The sequence below is a fragment of the Stenotrophomonas sp. 364 genome (assembly GCF_009832905.1).
Classification (GTDB): Bacteria; Pseudomonadota; Gammaproteobacteria; order Xanthomonadales; family Xanthomonadaceae; genus Stenotrophomonas; species Stenotrophomonas maltophilia_AP.
In genome coordinates this window covers 2151369-2169424 of the sequence record NZ_CP047135.1, presented here as the reverse complement: position 1 = coordinate 2169424, position 18056 = coordinate 2151369, and the positions used below count along the sequence as shown (strand labels likewise).

Here is an 18056-nt window from a genome sequence, read left to right as displayed (position 1 = left end):
GCAGGATGGCTTGATGACTCAGGGAGCAGGACGCTAGATGTCCGGGATACTTGGGAAGGCGTTCTCGGTAATCGCGGTTTTCGCGGTGGCATGGGGTGGCGCAATCTTCTATTGGCGCAGCACTGGCACGGTTCCGTCGGGCATGGAAATGCTCGCCTACCTGGGCCTGGTGCCCGTGGGCCTGAGCGGTGCCGGCTTCATGCTGCGCAACGCCGGGCGCAGCATGCTGGACAAAGCCGTCGATGCGGCGAGCAGCGACGGGGACGCAAGTGCAACTCGCCCGAAGGCCGAAGCCAACGCAACGCGGACCGTGCCGTCGGTGGCCGTGCTGGGCGCAGACATGCGCCTGGGCGTGATGCTCGAGGCCGATGCGTTGCTGGACATGGCCGCCGCGCCGCCGCGGCCGTCGCTGGATGCGCGCTTCCATGATCGCGACGGGCTGCCGTTGCTGATCAGCGCGGACAAGGACCTGGACGATACCGCGGTGGTGCAGGTGCAGATGCCCGGCTTCACCACCCGCGACGGCGAACGCCGCGCCATGACGCTGCTGGAACCGGTGGCCGATACCTTGATGGGTCAGGCGCTGCTGGCGCTGCCCGAGCTTGAGGTGGCCGAAGAGCGGGTGGTGGCCGGTCTGCGCCGCCGCGACGAGCGGGTGGTGGAGCAGGTGCTGACCATTGAATTGCTGGTGCCGGCCGACTGGTCGGCCTCACTGCGCACCTACTGCGCCGACTGGCTGCATGCACGGGCGGTCTACAACGGCCTGGACGCGCGCCGCTTCTCCATCAGCGTGGCGGTCGCCAGCCACGCGGCGGATGTCTGGTCGCGGCTGCAGCGCGTCACCGACGCGCTGGCCCAGGGCGAGCCACGCTGGTACCTGCTGCTGTCGTGCAGCTCGGCGGTGGACCCCGGCACCATTGCCGCGTGGCTGGACAGCAATCGCATCCTGCACCGGCGCAACAAGGATGGGCAGATCCCCGGCGAAGGCGCCGCGGGCCTGCTGCTGGCCTCGGCCAGGCTGACCACCGTGCCCACCCCGCACCTGTGGCGACCGCACCGCATGGAACTGGCCGAAGGCCTCAGCAATGCCGAATCGCGCCGCCAGGCCGAGGCATTGGGCCGCGCTATGCTGGCCGACGCGGCCATTGCGCCCGAGCGCGTCGGCTTTGCGCTGCACGATGCGGACCAGCGCAGCCAGGTGGCGGTTGAGGCCTGCGCCGCGGCCGTGGCCGCCAATCCCGATATTGAAATCGACCAGCAGACGCTGGCCGTGCCGGTGTGTGCCGGCGAGCTGGGCCCGGTGCTGCCGCTGGCTCTGCTGACCCTGGCCCATGCGCATGCCGCGCGTGGCCAGAGCGCCGCACTGGTGCTGTCGGTGGGCGCGCCGGCCCAGCGCGTGGCCGCGATCCTCGATATTCCCGTTTTGAACGACCCGTCGACCGACACTGTGTCGGCGGCATAACCCTGGACGCCTAGATGATGTTGAGTAATTTCAGGTACTTCCTCGGCGATTACCGCCTGTGGATGGTGATTGGCTTGATCGGTGCCGGTTCGTTGGCGTATTTCGGCGCGGCCGAAGCCCGCCAGATCGGTATCTGGGTGGCCATCGCACTGGCGGCGCTGCTGTTGCTGGCGCTGGTGGTATGGGTGATCAAGCGCATCCTGGCCCGGCGTGCGGCCAAGCGCGTGGAAGCGATGGTGCAGACGCAGGCGGACCAGGCCGTCGCGGCCGCGCCGTCGGCCCAGCGTGCCGACACCGAGGCGCTGCGCACGCGGATGATGGACGCGGTCAAGCAGATCAAGTCCTCGCGCCTGGGCGTGCTCAAGGGCAAGGCGGCGCTGTATGAGCTGCCGTGGTACGTGATCATCGGCAACCCGGCGGCCGGCAAGAGCACCGCGATCCTGAACTCCGGGCTGCAGTTCCCGTTCGAGGACAATCGCAGCAATGTCATCCAGGGCATTGGCGGCACCCGCAACTGCGACTGGTACTTCACCACTACCGGTATCGTGCTGGATACCGCCGGCCGGTATTCGGTCAGCGTGGAAGACCGCATGGAGTGGCTCACCTTCCTGGGCCTGCTCAAGAAGAACCGGCCGCGCGCGCCCATCAATGGCGTGATCATCGCGGTGAGCATCGCCGAGCTGTCCGGCAGCAAGCCCGAGTTCGCCATCGAGCTGGCCAAGAACCTGCGCCAGCGCGTGCAGGAAATCACCGAGCGGCTGGAAGTGTTCGCGCCGGTGTACGTGCTGTTCACCAAGGCCGATCTGATCGCCGGGTTCAGCGAGTTCTTCCGCAGCCTCGATCCGGCCGAGCGCGAAAATGTCTGGGGCGCGACACTTCCCTTCGACGTCCATGCGCAGGGCGATGCGCTGACCGCGTTTGACACGCACTTCGACCAGCTGGCCGAAGGCATCAAGGAAATGAGCCTGTCGCACATGGCCATGCAACGCGGGCGCGAGGTGTCGCCGGGCCTGCTGACCCTGCCGCTGGAGTTCGTGGGCATCAAGCCGGCGCTGCGTACCTTCATCGCAACGCTGTTTGAAGACAACCCGTTCCAGTTCAAGCCGGTGTTCCGCGGCTTCTACTTCAGCAGTGCGCTGCAGGAAGGCCATTCGGTGCACCATGCGTCCGATCGCGTCGGTCGCCAGTTCTCGCTGTCCTCGCGTGGCCACAACAGCGATGAAGCGCCGACCGGGCAGACCGCGTTCTTCCTGAAGGACCTGTTCCGCAAGGTGATCTTCTCCGACCGCGAGCTGGTCCGGCAGTACTCCAGCCCGCACCAGAACCGCCTGCGCTACGGCGTGTTCCTGGGCGCGGTAGGCGTGCTGGCACTGGCGCTGGGCCTGTGGACCTGGTCCTACACCACCAACGTGCAGCTGGTGAACAACGCGACCAAGGACCTGGAGCAGGCCGTCCGCGTGCAGAAGGATCGCGTCGACCTCAAGTCGCGCATCGATGCGCTTCTGCTGCTGCAGGACCGCATGGAGCAGCTGGACCGGTACAAGAAGGAGGGTGGCATCACCACCAGCCTGGGCCTGTACCAGGGCGACAACATCCGCGCCAAGCTGATGAAGGAGTACTACCACGGCATGCAGCAGGTGATGCTGGATCCGACCGTGGCCAGCCTGGAAGCCTATCTGGGCCAGGTGGTGAACGAGCGCGAGAAGCTGGGGCAGGCTGGCCCGGTGGCCGCCGAAAGCGACGTGCTGTACCAGAATGCCTCGCCCACCAACACCAATGACGCCTATAACGCGCTCAAGACCTACCTGATGCTGGGCAACCGCAAGCAGGTGGAGGGCGCGCACCTGTCGCAGCAGCTCACCCTGTTCTGGCGCAACTGGCTGGACGCAAACCGCGGCCAGATGACGCGTGAGGAAATGGTGCGCGCGGCCGAGAAGCTGATGAACTTCTACGTGGCCCAGTCCGCCGACCCGGCGTGGCCGCAGGTACAGAACAAGGTCACCCTGGTCAGCGACAGCCGCCAGGCACTGACCCGCGTGATGAAGGGCCAGCCGGCCATGCAGCGCGTGTTCGCGCAGATCAAGGCACGCGCCGCGGCACGCTTCCCGACCGTCACGGTGGATGCGTTGATCGGCAACGAGCGCAACGGCAGCCTGATCACCGGCAGCTACGCCATTTCCGGGGCGTTCTCGCGCAAGGCTTGGGAAGACTACGTCAAGGATGCGGTGAAGGAGGCGGCCAGTACCCAGCTGAGCACCACCGACTGGGTGCTGGACACCACCGAGCAGAGCGATCTGTCGCTGGCCGGCAGCCCCGAGCACATCGCGCGTGAGCTGGTGACCCTGTACAAGCAGGAGTACGCCGCCGAGTGGACCAAGTTCCTGCAGGGCCTGAGCGTTGCCCAGTTCGACAGCTTCGATGAAGCCGCCGCGCGCATGAACGCCCTTGGCGATGCCAACAACTCGCCGCTGCGCACGCTGCTGGAGAAAATCAACGAGCAGACCATCTGGGACAACCCGGCCGCCGAGGCGCGCTCGAAGAAGGCCAAGGGCGGGTTCGTGGCCTGGTTCCAGAAGACCATCCTGCGCAAGGACCCCGAAGCGGTGGCCCAGCAGCAGCCGGTGGGACCGATTGGCAAGGCCTTCGAAGGCATCGCCAAGCTGACCACCAAGCGGGGCGACCAGCCGGCGGTGATCGATGCGTACTTCGAGACCCTGGCCAAGCTGCGGGCACGTTTGAACGCGATCAAGGGGCAGGGCGACCTGGGCGTGGGCACCCGCAAGCTGATGCAGGACACCTTCAGCAATGAAGGCTCCGAGCTGAGCACGGCGGTGGCGCTGGTGGACGAGCAGGTGTTGACCGGGCTGGATGCCGGCCAGCGCGAAGCGCTGCGTCCGCTGCTGCTGCGCCCGCTTACCCAGACCTTCATGGCGCTGGTGGAGCCGACCGAGGAAGAGGTCAACAAGAGCTGGACGGCGCAGGTGTACACGCCGTTCTCCGAGCGCATCGGCAAGCAGTTCCCGTTCAACCTTAACTCCGACGTGGACGCCGCCCCGAGCGACATCGCTGCGATCTTCGGCGCCAGCGGCAGCATCGCTGCGTTCAACAAGGACCAGCTGGGCACGCTGGTACTGCAGCGGGGCAACCTGCTGGAAGCGCGGCGCTGGGCGGGGATGGGCATCAACCTGTCGGCCGATCTGGTCGCCAACTACGGCAACTGGGTCAGTGGCAGTGCGGCTGGTGCGGCCGCGCAGGACACCACCATCTTCGAGATCCTGCCGGCGCCGGCGACCGGCGCGCTGGAGTACACGATCGAAATCGATGGTCAGACCCTGCGCTACCGCAACACCCCGCCGCAGTGGACCACCATGCAGTACCCGAACGTGGGCCAGGTGCCGGGCGTGAAGATCACGGCCGTGGCATCCGATGGCCGCACCGTGGAGGTATTCAACGCGCCGGGCAGCAACGGCTTCACCCGCCTCATGCGGGAAGGCTCGTTCGAGCGCCTGGAAGGCGGCAGCAGCCGCGTGACCTGGAAGGCCGACAACGTGGAGGTCACGGTGGAGATGCGCGTGGTTCGCCGCGCGGGCGAGTCCTCCGGCGGCGGCGATTGGCAGCGCGGCGCGCAGTTGCCGGCCCGCGTGGCCGGTGGTGCAGCGCCGGCCACCGCCGCACCGGCGGCGGCTGGCACGGCACCTGCCGCGGCACCTGCGCCCGCGGCAGCGCCGGCCGCTACCCAGCAGAGCGGAGGTTCGCGATGAGTCGTGTGGTCAGTGCGGGCGTGTCCTACTTCGGCAAGGTGCCCTCGCGCGGCGATTTCGTCCGTGCCGCCGACAACCACCAGCTGCTCGGTTGGCTGGACCGATGGGCGGGCGAGAGCGTGGAACTGCTGAGCCAGAATCCGGACTGGAAGCGCGTCTACGACGACTCCCCGGAAATCCACTATGCGTTCCTGGGGTCGCGCAGCAAGCTGGTGCTGTGCGGGCATTTCCTGCCCAGTCGCGATGCCTCGCAGCGGCGGTTCCCGCTGTTGTCGGCGGTGCGCCTGGAAGCCACCGAACCGCTGCCGTTCATCGGTCGCAGCCCGCTGGCGATGTCCAACGCCTGGTCGGGTCTGTCGCGGATGGCGCGGCAGGCGTTCAACGATGAAGACGCAGGCAATGCACTGAACGAACTGGCCGATGCGCGCTTCAGCATCAGCACCGATCCCAGCGCCTACAACGCCACCTTCCGTGATTTCCTGGAAGGGCAGACCATCGGCTCGATGGAGCGCCTGCTCCGCGACGCCGGTCATCCGGACATCTCGCTGAAGAACGCGCTGCTGGCGCTGGGGCTGCTGCTTCAGCCGGTGCTGGGCGGCGGCGATGTGAACGTCGACCGCGCCCTGGTGTTCCCGCTGGTCCGCGATCCGCTGTACCGGCCCTTGGTGGCCGCGTTCTGGCTGGATATCGTGGCCTGCTTCGTGGCCCGCGGCGACTTCGAACTGGCGGTGCTGATCCGTAATGATGCGGCGCCGTCGATGCTGGTGGGCTTCAACGGTGCCGACCGCCATGCGCTGCGCGCGGTGCTCGACCCGGCCGAAGCCGGCGACTTCCTGATCCGCCTGCAGGAGGCCCAGTGGGTCGAGGAATACCTGCACAGCGACTACAACCTCAACCGCCTTGCCAGCTACCTCGATCGTGACGATCTGGCATTGAGCACGGCGCGCAGCCTGTTCGGCGAGACTTTCCTGGGAACCTGACCATGCGCCTCCGCTCTACTCTCATTGTTGCCCTGGCCGCGTTGTCAGTCACCGGCACTGCCTTCGCGCAGGCCCCGGCAGCGGCCGCCACCGAGCGGCCGGTCGTGATCGAAGGCGTGGTGCCCGACCAGGCGACCAAGGCGCGGTTGCTGAAGAACCTGCGGGAGGTCTACGGCGCTGATCGCGTGGTCGACCGCATCCAGGTGGAATCGATCGCCACGCCCCCGAACTGGGGCGAGTACGTGGCCGGCATGATCACCCCGGGGCTGAAGCGGGTATCCCCCGGCAAGCTGGAAGTGAACGGCCAGGCCGTGCGCGTGACCGGCGAAGTGGGCAACGAAGCGCTGCGCCAGCAGGTGGCCAGCGACCTCAGCCTGGCCAGCAATACCTCGTACACGGTCACCAACGCGCTGAAGGTGGGTTCGCAGCAGAAGCTGCTCGACCAGACCCTGGCCAACCGCATCATCGAGTTCCAGAGCGGCAGCGCCAAGCTGACCCCGCTGGGCATGAGCATCCTGGACGAAATGGTGGCCAAGATGGCCCTGATGGGCGACACCAGCTTCGTCATCATCGGCCATACCGACAACGTTGGCCAGCGCGAAAGCAACCTGGCGCTCAGTCATGCGCGCGCCCAGGCGGTGAAGGCTTACATGGTGCAGAAGGGGATCGCCGGCAACCACCTGGACGTGCTGGGCAAGGGCCCGGACGAGCCGGTGGCCGACAACACCACCAACGACGGTCGCGCACGCAACCGCCGTATCGAGTTCAAGATCCAGTAAACCGGTGACGCTCGACGGGCTTACTGCCCGTCGAGGTTCTGGTTGATGTCCAGCATCTCTTCCATCTGGTCGAGCACGCTGGAATCCTTGATGACCCGCTTGAGCCACACATGCAGCGGCATCTCGCCCCAACGCGCGGCCTTTTCGGCGAGGTAGGCCACCGGGCTGTGCGGTTCGGTGCGGCGGAAGAACTCGGCCACCTGGCGTAGTTGCTGCAGCGCTTCCTTGCGGCTGGTGGGCGCGCCCGCCGGGCCACGGGGCGCAGGGGCCGCCGCGTTATCGGTGCTGCTGACCTCTACCGCGAAGCTGTCATCGGCGGCGATTTCTTCGGCCATGTCGCCGTCCAGCAGCACGCCCGCGTCGCGCGCGAAGCGCATCACCGTGCGCTGCAGGTGTTCGATCTGCTCGCGCACCGCGCTGAAGCTGGGGCCATCCAGGCCCAGGCGGTTGTCGACCGCGGCCTGCAATGCGGCCAGCGCGTCGGCGCATTCCGGCAGAACCTCGACCAGCTGGCGATAGAACTCATGCTGGGTATCGCGGCGGGCCGCTTCCAGCTGTTCCAGGCCAGGGCGATCGTCGTGGTAGTCGCCGCCATTGCTGGCCCGCGAATGCGCCACTTCGAAATCGGACAGGCTGAAGCGGCCCTGCGGCGCGGACACGATCGGCACGTTGCGCAGCCACTGCAGCGAATTGCTGAGCAGCCAACTGAGGTTGCCGATGCGCTCTTCCTGGTCATCATCGACGGCCACAGGATGCACATCGTCCCAGTACTGGTCGCACAGCCCGGCGACCACGCGGTAGCCGGTGGTAAGGCCGCGGAAGCCCTCCACCTGGGTCGCCGCTTCGGTCAGCCAGCCGGCCAGGCGCAGGTCCTTGGTGCGGGTCTGCAGCAGGTCGGCGCATTCGCGGGCGACGCTGCTCCAGTCGGCATATTTGATGTCGGTCTGCCACTCGCCCTGGTCCAGGGTGGGGTCATCGGCACGCCGGCTCTCCTGGATCCGGTCGAACTCCGGCGAGAAGGACAGGTCTTCGCCGGTGGGCGAATGGTCGGCAATCGGGGCCAGCAGGGCATCCTGATCCAGCATGGCAAATCTCGAGATGGGAACTGCGGTGATTCTAGCGTGGTGATGGTGGGCTGCGGGGATCACGGCAGTGACAGTTGGCTGCGACCGGAAAGATCACGACTGTGTGAAATTGTGATGTTAAGCGCGCTTGTGTGTAGGAATTCCCCGGTACCGGGGCCACCGTCGATTTGTTAACGTTTCTGGCGTGGGCACGGAAGTCCTGGTGAATCGGGGCGGCAATCGACGGAGATGCAATGGATGCATTGAGCACTATATCTGCGCAACTGGCGGCGCTTTCAGGCGCGCAGCGGTTACATCGTCTGGCCCTGCCGGGCGCGGGCGACCTGGTCGTCGAACGCTGGAGCGGCGAGGAATCGCTTTCGACGCATTTCAATTACGTGATTGATTTCCTCTCGCTCGACGCCGCCCTTGACCTGGAGGCATGGCTGGGCCAGCGCGCGACGTTGTCTACGCGCGCCGCCAGCGGCGCGGATATCGAACGGGCCGGGCTGGTCAGCGATGCGGCCCTGCTGGGCAGCGACGGTGGCGTCGCACGTTACCGCATCAGCCTGCGCCCCTGGACGTGGTGTCTGGAACATGGCCGACATAGCCGGGTGTTTCAGGAACGCAACGTGCAGGAGATCGTGGCGGCGGTGTTCGAAGGTTATGCGGGAATCGCGCGTTGGCGCTGGAGCGACGAGGTCGCCGGTTTCCTCGGCAGTGACCGCAAGCGCAGCTACTGCGTGCAGTACCGCGAGAGCGATGCAGCGTTCGTGCAGCGGATACTGGCCGAAGAGGGGCTGGGATGGCGCGTCGAAGACGATTCCGAAGCGCCGGCTGGACATTGCATGGTGATTTTTTCCGACAGCGGCGCGCAGCCGGAGGACGCAACCTCCGCCGGTGCCGGCGTGCGCTTCCATCGCAGCGAGGCCACTGAGGGCGAAGACACAGTGCAGGCGCTTGGGCGGTCGCGGCGGCTGGGCAGCAACCTGCTTACATTGGTCAGCGTTGACTACAAGCGTAGTGCCGCGCAGGGCGCGCAGGTGCCGGTCAATGGCGGCGGAGACCAGTCCTCGCGGGAATCCTATGATCCGCTGGGGGCCTACGCGTTTGCCGATGGCCGCGATGGCGACCACCTCGCCCGTCTGCAGGCCGAAGCGCTGGAAGCGCGCAACCAGGCGTGGCGGGGGCGGGGCAGCGTTCGGTCGTTGCGCAGCGGGCAGTGGGTGCGTATCGGCCAGATGCCGGCCTCAGCGCCGTCCGAACTGCTGCTGACCGCCGTCACGCATGTGGGCATCAACAACCTTCCCGTGGACGTGCGCGCATCGCTGGACCACGCACTGGGCGCGTCGCCACCGCACCCGGTGGATCCGGTGCTGAAGGCCCAGGCCGAGTCGGTGGGCTACGCCAACGCCTTCTCGGCGATCAAGCGCACCGCGCCCTGGCGTCCGGTGCTACTCGATGAGACTGGGGCACGGTTGAACCCGCGCCCGCTGGCGCCGGGCTACCAGACCGCGATTGTGGTGGGGGCACAGGCGACCACCCGAACCTCTGGCAGCCAGGAGGTGCACGCTGACATCGCCGGACGCATCCGGGTGAAGTTCCATTTCCAGTCGGAGCAGGGCGGCGATGCGCGCGACAGCGCGTGGCTGCGGGTGGCCCAGCGCTATGCCGGACCGGGCGTGGGCAGCCAGTTTCTGCCGCGGATCGGCCAAGAAGTACTGGTTGGCTTCTTGGAGGGCGACATCGACCGGCCACTGGTGCTAGGTGCGTTGTACAACGGCCGCGGCGAGGCCGGTGTAGCGCCTACGCCCGCCGGGCAAGCAGCCAGCAGCGATACCTCGATCTATGCCCAGGCGGGTGATGGGCGCGCCAGCGCGCAGGCCAACCTCTCGGGCGGCCACGCTCCGGCATGGCACGCTGCGGCCGGAGGCGAGGGCGCTCACCGTCATCCGGGCGCTCTGTGGGGCGTGCGCTCCAAGGAGTGGGGCGGCAGCGGCTACAACGCGCTACTCTTTGATGACAGCAACGCGCAGTTGCGGGCACAGTTGCTCACGACCCAGTCGATGACCAGCCTCAACCTCGGCCACCTGATCCACCAGGTCGAAAACTTCCGTGGCAGCCTGCGCGGCGAAGGTTTCGAGCTGCGCAGTGATGCCTGGGGCGCGCTGCGCGCGCGCTCAGGACTGTGGCTGAGCGGCTATGCGCGGTACCCAAGCGGAAGCGCAGGTGATGCAGCGCAACCGGTGGCGCTGCTGGGCCAGTTGCACGCGCTTGGCCAGTCCTTTGCTACGGCCGCTGCGACCCACCAGACCAGCATCCTGTCGGCGCAGGACGGCGTACAGCATTCGAACCGGTCGCGGCTGATCGAGGACAAGGCGCCGCTAGCGGCGATGCTGGCCAGTGCGCGCGCAACGGTGGACGGTGGAGCGTACGGTGACGCCTCAGGTCAGGCTGCGCTGCGCGACGGAAGTGCAGGCTCCGCCAAGGTAGCGCACTTGGGCGATCCCTTGCTGGGACTCGCTGCGCCCGCGGGCGTGGTCCATGTAGCTGGCCAGTCTCTGGCATGGTCGGTGGGAGAAACACTGACCCTTGCTAGTGGCCGGGCCAGCGAGACGGTCGTGATGGGAGGGCTGCGGCTGCACACCGCGCAGCGCCTGGGCATGCTGAGTACTGCCGTGCAAGGCCGGAATGCCCAGACGGTCGCCTTCAGCGTGGTGGCGGGCGAGGGAGCGATCGAGGTGGCGGCGCAGCGCGATGAAGTGCGAGTTCAGTCACAGCAGGCGCTGAAAGTGGCCAGTGCCCAGGCGGCGCTTGAACTCGGTGCGGGCAAGACCCTGCACATTGCCACGGCGGGCGGTGCCAGCGTAACCATCGAGGGAGGCAACATTACGTTCACCGCGCCGGGCAACATTGTCGTGCACGCGGGAAAGAAGTCGTTCACCGGACCGGCGCAGCACGGAATTGCCTTGCCGCAGTTTCCGCGCAGTAGTTGCAAAAGCTGCATCCTGGATGCAATGCGGCTGGGGACGCCTGGGGTCTTGGTATGACCCGGCGCTACGCCATCATCGACAGCTCACAGCGGCCGCACTTTCATGAGCGGCTTACGCGCTGGGACGTGCGCTACCGATCCTTGTTCGATGGCCATGCAGAGTCCAGTCTCACCGATATAGCACCACTACTGGTGGAGTACCCGGAATCGGATCCCAACCCTCGGCTGGAAGCCGAGATTGCCCAACTGGCCGCCGCAAGGCCAGCAGTGAGCGTGTGGTGGTCCGCGCTGGAGCCTGAGCTCCTGGCACGCCACTTCCACGCTTTCCACCTGATCAAGGTGCCGGAAAAAGGCGGGCGCGAGATGCTGCTGCGCTGGTACGATACCCGTGTTCTCCCTGAGCTCTTGCGGGTCCTGACCCCGGCACAGCGCTTCGCATTTCTGTCCGGCGTCGAGCGGCTTGAGTACTATGATCGCTTCGGGGATTCGCAGTCGTGGCTATTGCCCGAACTGGAAGCTAAGGAACTCCCTGCGCTGACACCGTTGCAGCTGAGTGATGCGCAGTATGCGGCGCTTCTGGATGCATGTGAGCCGGATGTCGCGATCGCGCAGTTACGGCGCGTCATTCCTGATGAAATGCGCCGTTTACCTTATCGGGCTCTGCACCCGTTCGTGGTGCACCATATGAAAGAGACGGTAGCGCATGGCGTTGACCAGGTCGATGACCACGTGCAGTACCTGCTGCTGGCGCTCTACACCTCCGGCGGGTGTAGGGCGCACCCCGCCGTGGAGGCGCGCCTTTCCCGCGGCGGCGACGACCATGCTGTAGAGTTTGCCGACTGGGTTGCGGACCTGCCGGACGATGTATGGTCGACCGGTGCGCCGTTGTGGGAGACCCTCACCACGGGGTCAACTGCGTGTGCCGACCCAGCGGAGGCAGCCCAATGATCGAAGCTGATGGTGTCGCCGGTAAACTGGCCTGCAGTACGTGCGGGCCAGCGCGCGCACTGGCAATCACGCCAATGAGATCAAGGGAAGAGTGTCATGCGTGGTAGGACAATCTGGATGCTGGGCTTGCTCGTTCTGTTTGGCCTTTTGCTGTCCGCCTCTCGGGCAGCTGATGCAACGGATTCGATAGGCGCTGTGGGATACAACCATACAGGCACCACCATCGCTCAGTTTCTTGTAAGTGGAGCGGGGGGCGGGAGCTTTATTCATGCACACCAACGCGGGGGCACTGCCTGTTGTGTGTCGATTCCAAAGAAATGGCATTCTGGGTTGACGGTCGAAGTTGAGTGGACGGCGGACCTGAAGAGCTTCAGGCGGAAGTCTGTGAGCGTTCCGCAATACGATGACCGCGCCGGGCAGATGGCGGTCCACTTCTTGCGAAATGGAGATGTAAGGGTTTTCGTAACATCACTGGGTCTCGGTCATCCGGACTACCCATTGAAGGGGCCCGAAGCCAGTCTGAAGGATCCGGGAAGTTTCGACTTCAATGGAGAACCTGAAAGGAGGAGTGATGAGCCCTAGCGGACCAACCGGTGCACAACCTATGCCGTTAGATGGGTGTCGCTTGCTTTCGGGCGCTGCGGCTCAGCGAAGTGCGTGCAGGCCAGCGCGGGCAATGGCAATCACTCCACTAAGATCAAGGGAAGAACATCATGCGTGGTAGGACAATCTGGCTGCTGGGCGTGCTCGTTTTGGTGGTGCCGCTGTTGGCAGCGTGTCGTGCACGTGAGGCCACTACTGAAGTTGGCATTCTCGGATACAACCATACCGACAGTGACATACCGCAGTTCACCATTGATGGTGGCAACGGTGGATCTGCCTGGAGTCACGCCGAAGGCGGCACTGTCTGCTGCGCCTTGATGCCGGACCAATGGAAGCCGGGCATGGACGTGCAGGTGCGGTGGACCAATGACCTGTCCACCTACCATCAGGCGACCGTTCCAGTGCCCCGTTACGAGAGAATAGGCAATCTTGCGGTGCACTTTCTCCGCAATGGGCAGGTCAGAGTATTTGTCACGTCCATGGTCCTAGGGCATCCGAAATATCCCTTGACGGGGCCCGAAGCGGGTCTGCGGGAAGGAGAGGATCCGGTGTGGGAGCATCTGCGTCCGGCGCCGGGTGGCTGATTGAGGCGCGACACTGATTGTCTGGGTTGAGTTGACGTTGATAGCAGGAGAGGGTGTCATGACTGCAAGTACAGCCACCGGTGCGTATCCCATGCCTCAGGAGGGCCGGCGAACCCTGACCGGCTCGGAAGCCCAGCGCCGAGCGCGTGCATTGGCGTGCCTTCGTGAGACTGGATCGGAGTGCCAAGGTCAGTTGCACGTGAACATCTACTTTGATGGAACAGGCAACAACCGTGAGTGGGCTGGTACGTTTGTCACCGGCAAGAGACGGAGTACTCAGACACAACTGGCCCGCAACGGACACAGCAATGTTGCCCGTCTCTACGATGTCGCTCTGCAGGACCGCGACAATGGCTTTTTCAATTTCTACGTCCCAGGTGTCGGCACCCCTTTTTCAGACGTTGGGGATACCAACCAAGATGGCGACACCCTTGGCGGAGGTGCGGCGAAGTACGGGGCGGACCGAATTCACTGGGCCATTCTGCAGATCTTCAATGCTGTTCATCAGTACCTGAATGCCACGGATCTGCTGCCTCCCGATGAGCTGAAACCGCTCGTCGCGGCAATGAGTGAGGCCCGCATCCTTGAAGGGGTGGCACGCAGATCCATCTTGAGTGCGGTGGCCAACCGCCTTGAGAGTGTTGTCAAGGGACACCAGCGTCGCGTGAAGTCAGTTAACGTTTCAGTTTTCGGTTTCTCTCGTGGCGCCGCCCAAGCGCGGGCATTCGTACACCGGCTGTATGAAATTTCCGAGATGTGGGGCAGCGGCTGCGGCTACAACGTAGCAGGGATACCCCTGTACCTGAACTTCATGGGCATTTTCGATACTGTCGCCTCGGTCGGCATCGCAGCCATGAGCCGTGTGTCGAAAGGTAAATGGGACTGGGCAGCGGGTGAGATGATGAGCATCCATCCCGAGGCACGTCAGTGTGTCCATTTCGCTGCCTTGCATGAGCAACGCATTAATTTCCCGGTGGATCTGGCCACGGGCGGACGTGAGATGCTGTATCCCGGCATGCATTCGGACGTAGGGGGAGGGTACTCGCCGGGGAGTCAAGGCAAGGACTTCGTCAATGGGAAGGCTGACGGGACCGCCAAGCTGTCCCAGATCACCCTGATTGACATGCACCATGAGGCAATCAAGGCTGGCGTCCTTCTTCGGACGCGAGAGGAAATTAGTCGGAAGCCTCTTTTAGACCATTACTTCGGCTGCCATCCGCAGTTGATTCGCGATTACAACGCGTGGCTGGGTGGGCACGGGGTCGCAGCGGGTGCGCATGCTCAGCAGATCCGCAATCACGCCAACCAGTATGTTGCGTGGAAGGGGAAGCGCCTTTGGCCTGGGCCGGAGAGCATGCTGGAGCAGCCCTTCTACAGGCAGTCCGATGAAGAAGATCGTGTGGATCTGAGTAATGCGCAGCGTGACTTTGGCAAGCTGATGGCAACCCTTGCGCAGGGCAAGAAGGAAATGGCGTTGTACCGCAAGCAAATGGAGGAAGTGCATAAGCGTATGGAGGAGGGGCGTAGGACCGGACGGCCAGTGTTCGAGCCGTCTCCTCGCGCGTCGCCGGCGGGATACAAGTATGCGACCCTTCCCGACGAAACCAGGGCGTTGTTGGACATGGTGTTGGAGCATGCGCCGGTACCAGAATGTAGCGTCGTTCTGTTCGACAACTACGTCCATGACTCCCTCGCCGGCTTCTACATGCTCAGGTACACGGAACTCAATATCCCAGCGCTGAATACGCACGGCTACTTACGCTATCGCGAAGTGTTCAGTGTCGCCGGCATCGATTCACAGGAGTGCCGTGGCCTCTCTACGTTGCCGCCCGGCAATGTCCCATCCATTGGCGGTGCATTCCAGCAGGTGGGCATGGCGATGGGGGGCTAAGCGTGAGTGGACGGTCCGCGCGAAGCGGCATGTCCTTTGGCCAACCTGCGCGCAGTGACGTATTTCGGTCGTGTACGTCGCGTGAAAGTGTGATGACCATCGCGATTGCCCTGGAGTCCAACGCGACGGTGTTGGGTTTCTGACGCTTCTGGTACATTTCTCGGTTGGGAAAGGACGTCCCGCGCCGCGGGATGACAGCTGGCAGAGATGGCATTGGACGCGTTGAACTCTTTATTCGCACAGGTTGCGGGCCTTTCGGGTGCCCCGCGCTTGCATCGTCTGGCCCTGCCGGGGGCGGGCGACCTGGTGGTCGAGCGTTGGAGCGGCGAGGAATCGCTGTCCACGCATTTCGATTACCTGATCGATTTCCTCTCGCTCGATGCCGGCCTCGATCTGGAGGCATGGCTGGGCCAGCGCGCGACCTTGACCACGCGCGCCGCCAGCGGTGCCGATATCGAGCGCGTGGGGCTGGTCAGCGATGCGACCCTGCTCGGGAGCGATGGCGGTGTGGCGCGCTACCGCATCGGCCTGCGCCCGTGGACGTGGTGGCTGGAGCACGGTCGGCACAGCCGCGTGTTCCAGGAGCGCAGCGTGCAGGACATCCTGTCGTCGGTGTTCGACGGCTACAAGGACATCGCCCGCTGGCAGTGGAGCGATGAAGTGGCCGGTTTCCTCGGCGCCGAGCGCAAGCGCAGCTACTGCGTGCAGTACCGCGAAAGCGATGCGGCGTTCGTCCAGCGGTTGCTGGCTGAGGAAGGCCTGGGCTGGCGCGTGCAGAACGACGCCGAGGCGCCCGCAGGCCACTGCATGGTGATCTTCTCCGACAGCGCGACGCAGCCGGAAGACGTGACCTCGTCGAGCAGCGGTGTTCGTTTCCATCGCAGTGCCGCCACGGAAAGCGAGGACACGGTGCAGGCACTGGGCCAGTCGCGCCGGCTGGGCAGCAATCGGCTTACGGTCTTCAGCGGTGACTACAAGCGCAGCAGTGGGCTGGGCGCGCAGGTGCCGGTCAATGGCGGCGGCAGCCAGTCCGCGCGCGAGGCCTACGACCCGGCGGGCGCCTATGCGTTTGCCGACAGCAGCGAGGGCGATCGCCTGGCGGGTCTGCAGGCCGAGGCGCACGAAGCACGCAACCAGGCGTGGCGCGGACGCAGCAGCGTGCGCTCGCTGTGTGCGGGCCAGTGGCTGCGGATCGGCCAGGTGCCCGCGTCGGCGCCATCGGAGGTGCTGCTGACAGGCGTCTGGCATCTGGGCGTCAACAATCTTCCCGTGGACCTGCGGGCGTCGCTTGCGCAGGCATTGGGCGCTGCACCTTCCGCGCATCTGGTCGATCCGGCCGTGCACGAGCGCGCCGAAGCGGTGGGCTATGCCAATGCCTTCACCGCGATCCAGCGCACGACGCCGTGGCGGCCGGTGCTGCATGATGACACCGGCGTGCGCCTGAACCCGCGCCCGCTGGCGCCGGGCTACCAGACCGCGATCGTGGTGGGTGCGCAGGGCAGCGCTGCCGGCGCCGGCAGCCACGAAGTCCACGCCGATCTGGCTGGGCGTATCCGGGTCAAGTTCCATTTCCAGTCCGGTCAGGGCGATGCCGCGCGCGACAGTGCGTGGCTGCGCGTGGCCCAGCGCTATGCCGGCCCCGGCGTGGGCAGCCAGTTCCTGCCGCGGATCGGTCAGGAGGTGCTGGTCGGCTTCCTCGACGGTGATATCGATCGTCCGGTGGTGCTGGGCGCGCTCTACAACGGACGCGGCGAAGCCGGCGTGGCACCGACGCCGGCCGGCCAGGCGGCACGCAGTGACACCGCCGCCTATGCGCAGGCCGCCGATGCACGCGCCAGTGCGCAGGCCAATGTGACCGGCGGACATGCCCCGGCCTGGCACGCGGCTGCCGCCGGCGACGATGCGCACCGGCATCCCGGTGCACTGTGGGGCGTGCGCTCCAAGGAGTGGGGCGGCAGTGGCTACAACGCGCTGCTGTTCGACGACAGTGACGCCCAGTTGCGCGCGCAGTTGCTGACCACCCAGTCGATGACCAGCCTCAACCTGGGCCACCTGATCCACCAAGCCGACAACTTCCGCGGCAGCCTGCGCGGCGAAGGCTTTGAGCTGCGCAGTGATGCCTGGGGTGCGCTGCGCGCGTGCTCGGGGCTGTGGCTCAGCGGTTACGCGCGCGGCGCGCAGGGCAAGGCCGGCGACGCGGCGCAGCCGGTCGCGCTGCTGACCCAGCTGCAGACGCTGGGCACCTCCTTCGCAACGGCGGCCAGCACCCACCTGACCAGCAAGCTGGCCGCGCATGAAGGTGCGCAGCAACCCAACCGCTCGCGGCTGGTGCAGGACAAGGCACCGCTGGCCGCGCTGCTGGCCAGTGCGCGCACCACCGTGGAGGGCGTCGAGTACGCGCCGGCCCGTGGCCAGGCCGCCGAGCGTGATGGCGGTGCCGGTGAAAACAAGGTGCCGCACGTCGGCGATGCACTGCTTGGCCTGGCCGCGCCCGACGGCGTGGTGCATGTGGCCGGGCAGGCGCTGGGCTGGGCGATCGGCGAGACCCTGACGCTGGGCAGTGGGCAGGCCAGCGAAACGGCGGTGATGGGGCAGATGCGTCTGCATGCCGCGCAGAGCGTGGGCGTGCTGGCAACGGCGGTGCAGGGCAAGGCGGCAACGGTTGCTGCGCTGAGCGTGGTGGCCGGGCAGGGTGAGCTGGACGTGCAGGCGCAGCAGGATGAACTGCGCATCCAGGCGCAGGCCGCGCTGAAGATGGCCAGCGCCCAGTCGCAGTTCGACCTGTCCGCCGGCAAGACCCTGCACGTGGCCACGGCCGGCGGCGCCAGCGTGACCATCGAAGGCGGCAACATCACCTTCACCGCGCCGGGCAACATCGTCGTGCACGCCGGCAAGAAGTCGTTCACCGGTCCCAGCAATTACCAGGCCGAGCTCAAGAGCTGGGTCCATGGGGACCTCAAGAAACAACGCATCATTGGATTCTCGGGATGAG

General features: G+C 65.7%; 11 protein-coding genes. 10 read left to right on the top strand and 1 reads right to left on the bottom strand.

What is annotated here, in order from left to right; genetic code table 11:
- The first annotated feature begins 142 nt into the window (after window positions 1–142).
- From GQ674_RS09910 to GQ674_RS09895, 4 genes are read left to right on the top strand one after another with little or no spacing between them, the layout of a single operon-like run.
- Window positions 143–1462, top strand: coding sequence for a hypothetical protein (locus tag GQ674_RS09910; RefSeq protein WP_159496933.1), 1320 nt, complete (start codon window positions 143–145; stop codon window positions 1460–1462).
- A gap of 14 nt (window positions 1463–1476) precedes the next feature.
- Entirely contained in the window at window positions 1477–5223 is a 3747-nt protein-coding gene (gene tssM, locus GQ674_RS09905) for a type VI secretion system membrane subunit TssM (RefSeq protein WP_236546252.1), read from the top strand.
- Window positions 5220–6203, top strand: a complete 984-nt coding sequence (gene tagF, locus GQ674_RS09900) for a type VI secretion system-associated protein TagF (RefSeq protein WP_038688038.1) — start codon at window positions 5220–5222, stop codon at window positions 6201–6203. Before tssM ends, tagF begins: the two co-directional genes overlap by 4 nt.
- Window positions 6204–6205: 2 nt before the next feature.
- Window positions 6206–6982 carry an OmpA family protein gene (locus tag GQ674_RS09895; RefSeq protein ID WP_159496932.1) on the top strand — a complete coding sequence of 259 codons (777 nt, stop codon included), beginning with the start codon at window positions 6206–6208 and terminating at the stop codon, window positions 6980–6982.
- Window positions 6983–7002: 20 nt separating this feature from the next.
- On the opposite strand, the gene tssA is transcribed toward GQ674_RS09895, so the two are convergent.
- Window positions 7003–8067, bottom strand: coding sequence for a type VI secretion system protein TssA (tssA, locus tag GQ674_RS09890; protein ID WP_159496931.1), 1065 nt, complete (start codon window positions 8065–8067; stop codon window positions 7003–7005).
- A gap of 233 nt (window positions 8068–8300) precedes the next feature.
- On the opposite strand from tssA, the gene GQ674_RS09885 reads away from it, so the two are divergent.
- The 6 genes from GQ674_RS09885 to GQ674_RS09860 all read left to right on the top strand — a co-directional run bounded on the left by GQ674_RS09885 (window position 8301) and on the right by GQ674_RS09860 (window position 18055).
- A complete protein-coding gene (locus GQ674_RS09885) occupies window positions 8301–11096 on the top strand; it encodes a type VI secretion system Vgr family protein (protein WP_159496930.1) in 2796 nt (931 codons plus the stop codon).
- Entirely contained in the window at window positions 11093–11986 is an 894-nt protein-coding gene (locus GQ674_RS09880) for a DUF4123 domain-containing protein (protein ID WP_159496929.1), read from the top strand. Before GQ674_RS09885 ends, GQ674_RS09880 begins: the two co-directional genes overlap by 4 nt.
- Window positions 11987–12082: 96 nt before the next feature.
- Complete coding sequence (locus tag GQ674_RS09875) at window positions 12083–12568, top strand: DUF3304 domain-containing protein (protein ID WP_328803878.1); 486 nt, start codon at window positions 12083–12085, stop codon at window positions 12566–12568.
- Window positions 12569–12699: 131 nt separating this feature from the next.
- On the top strand, window positions 12700–13173 hold the full coding sequence (locus GQ674_RS09870) for a DUF3304 domain-containing protein (RefSeq protein WP_159496927.1): 474 nt from the start codon (window positions 12700–12702) through the stop codon (window positions 13171–13173).
- A 199-nt stretch (window positions 13174–13372) separates the two neighbouring features.
- Complete coding sequence (locus GQ674_RS09865) at window positions 13373–15064, top strand: DUF2235 domain-containing protein (protein ID WP_236546251.1); 1692 nt, start codon at window positions 13373–13375, stop codon at window positions 15062–15064.
- Window positions 15065–15334: 270 nt separating this feature from the next.
- The gene (locus tag GQ674_RS09860) at window positions 15335–18055 is read left to right on the top strand and encodes a type VI secretion system Vgr family protein (protein ID WP_328803877.1); all 2721 of its coding nucleotides are present in this window, start codon (window positions 15335–15337) and stop codon (window positions 18053–18055) included.
- Window position 18056 lies beyond the last annotated feature (1 nt).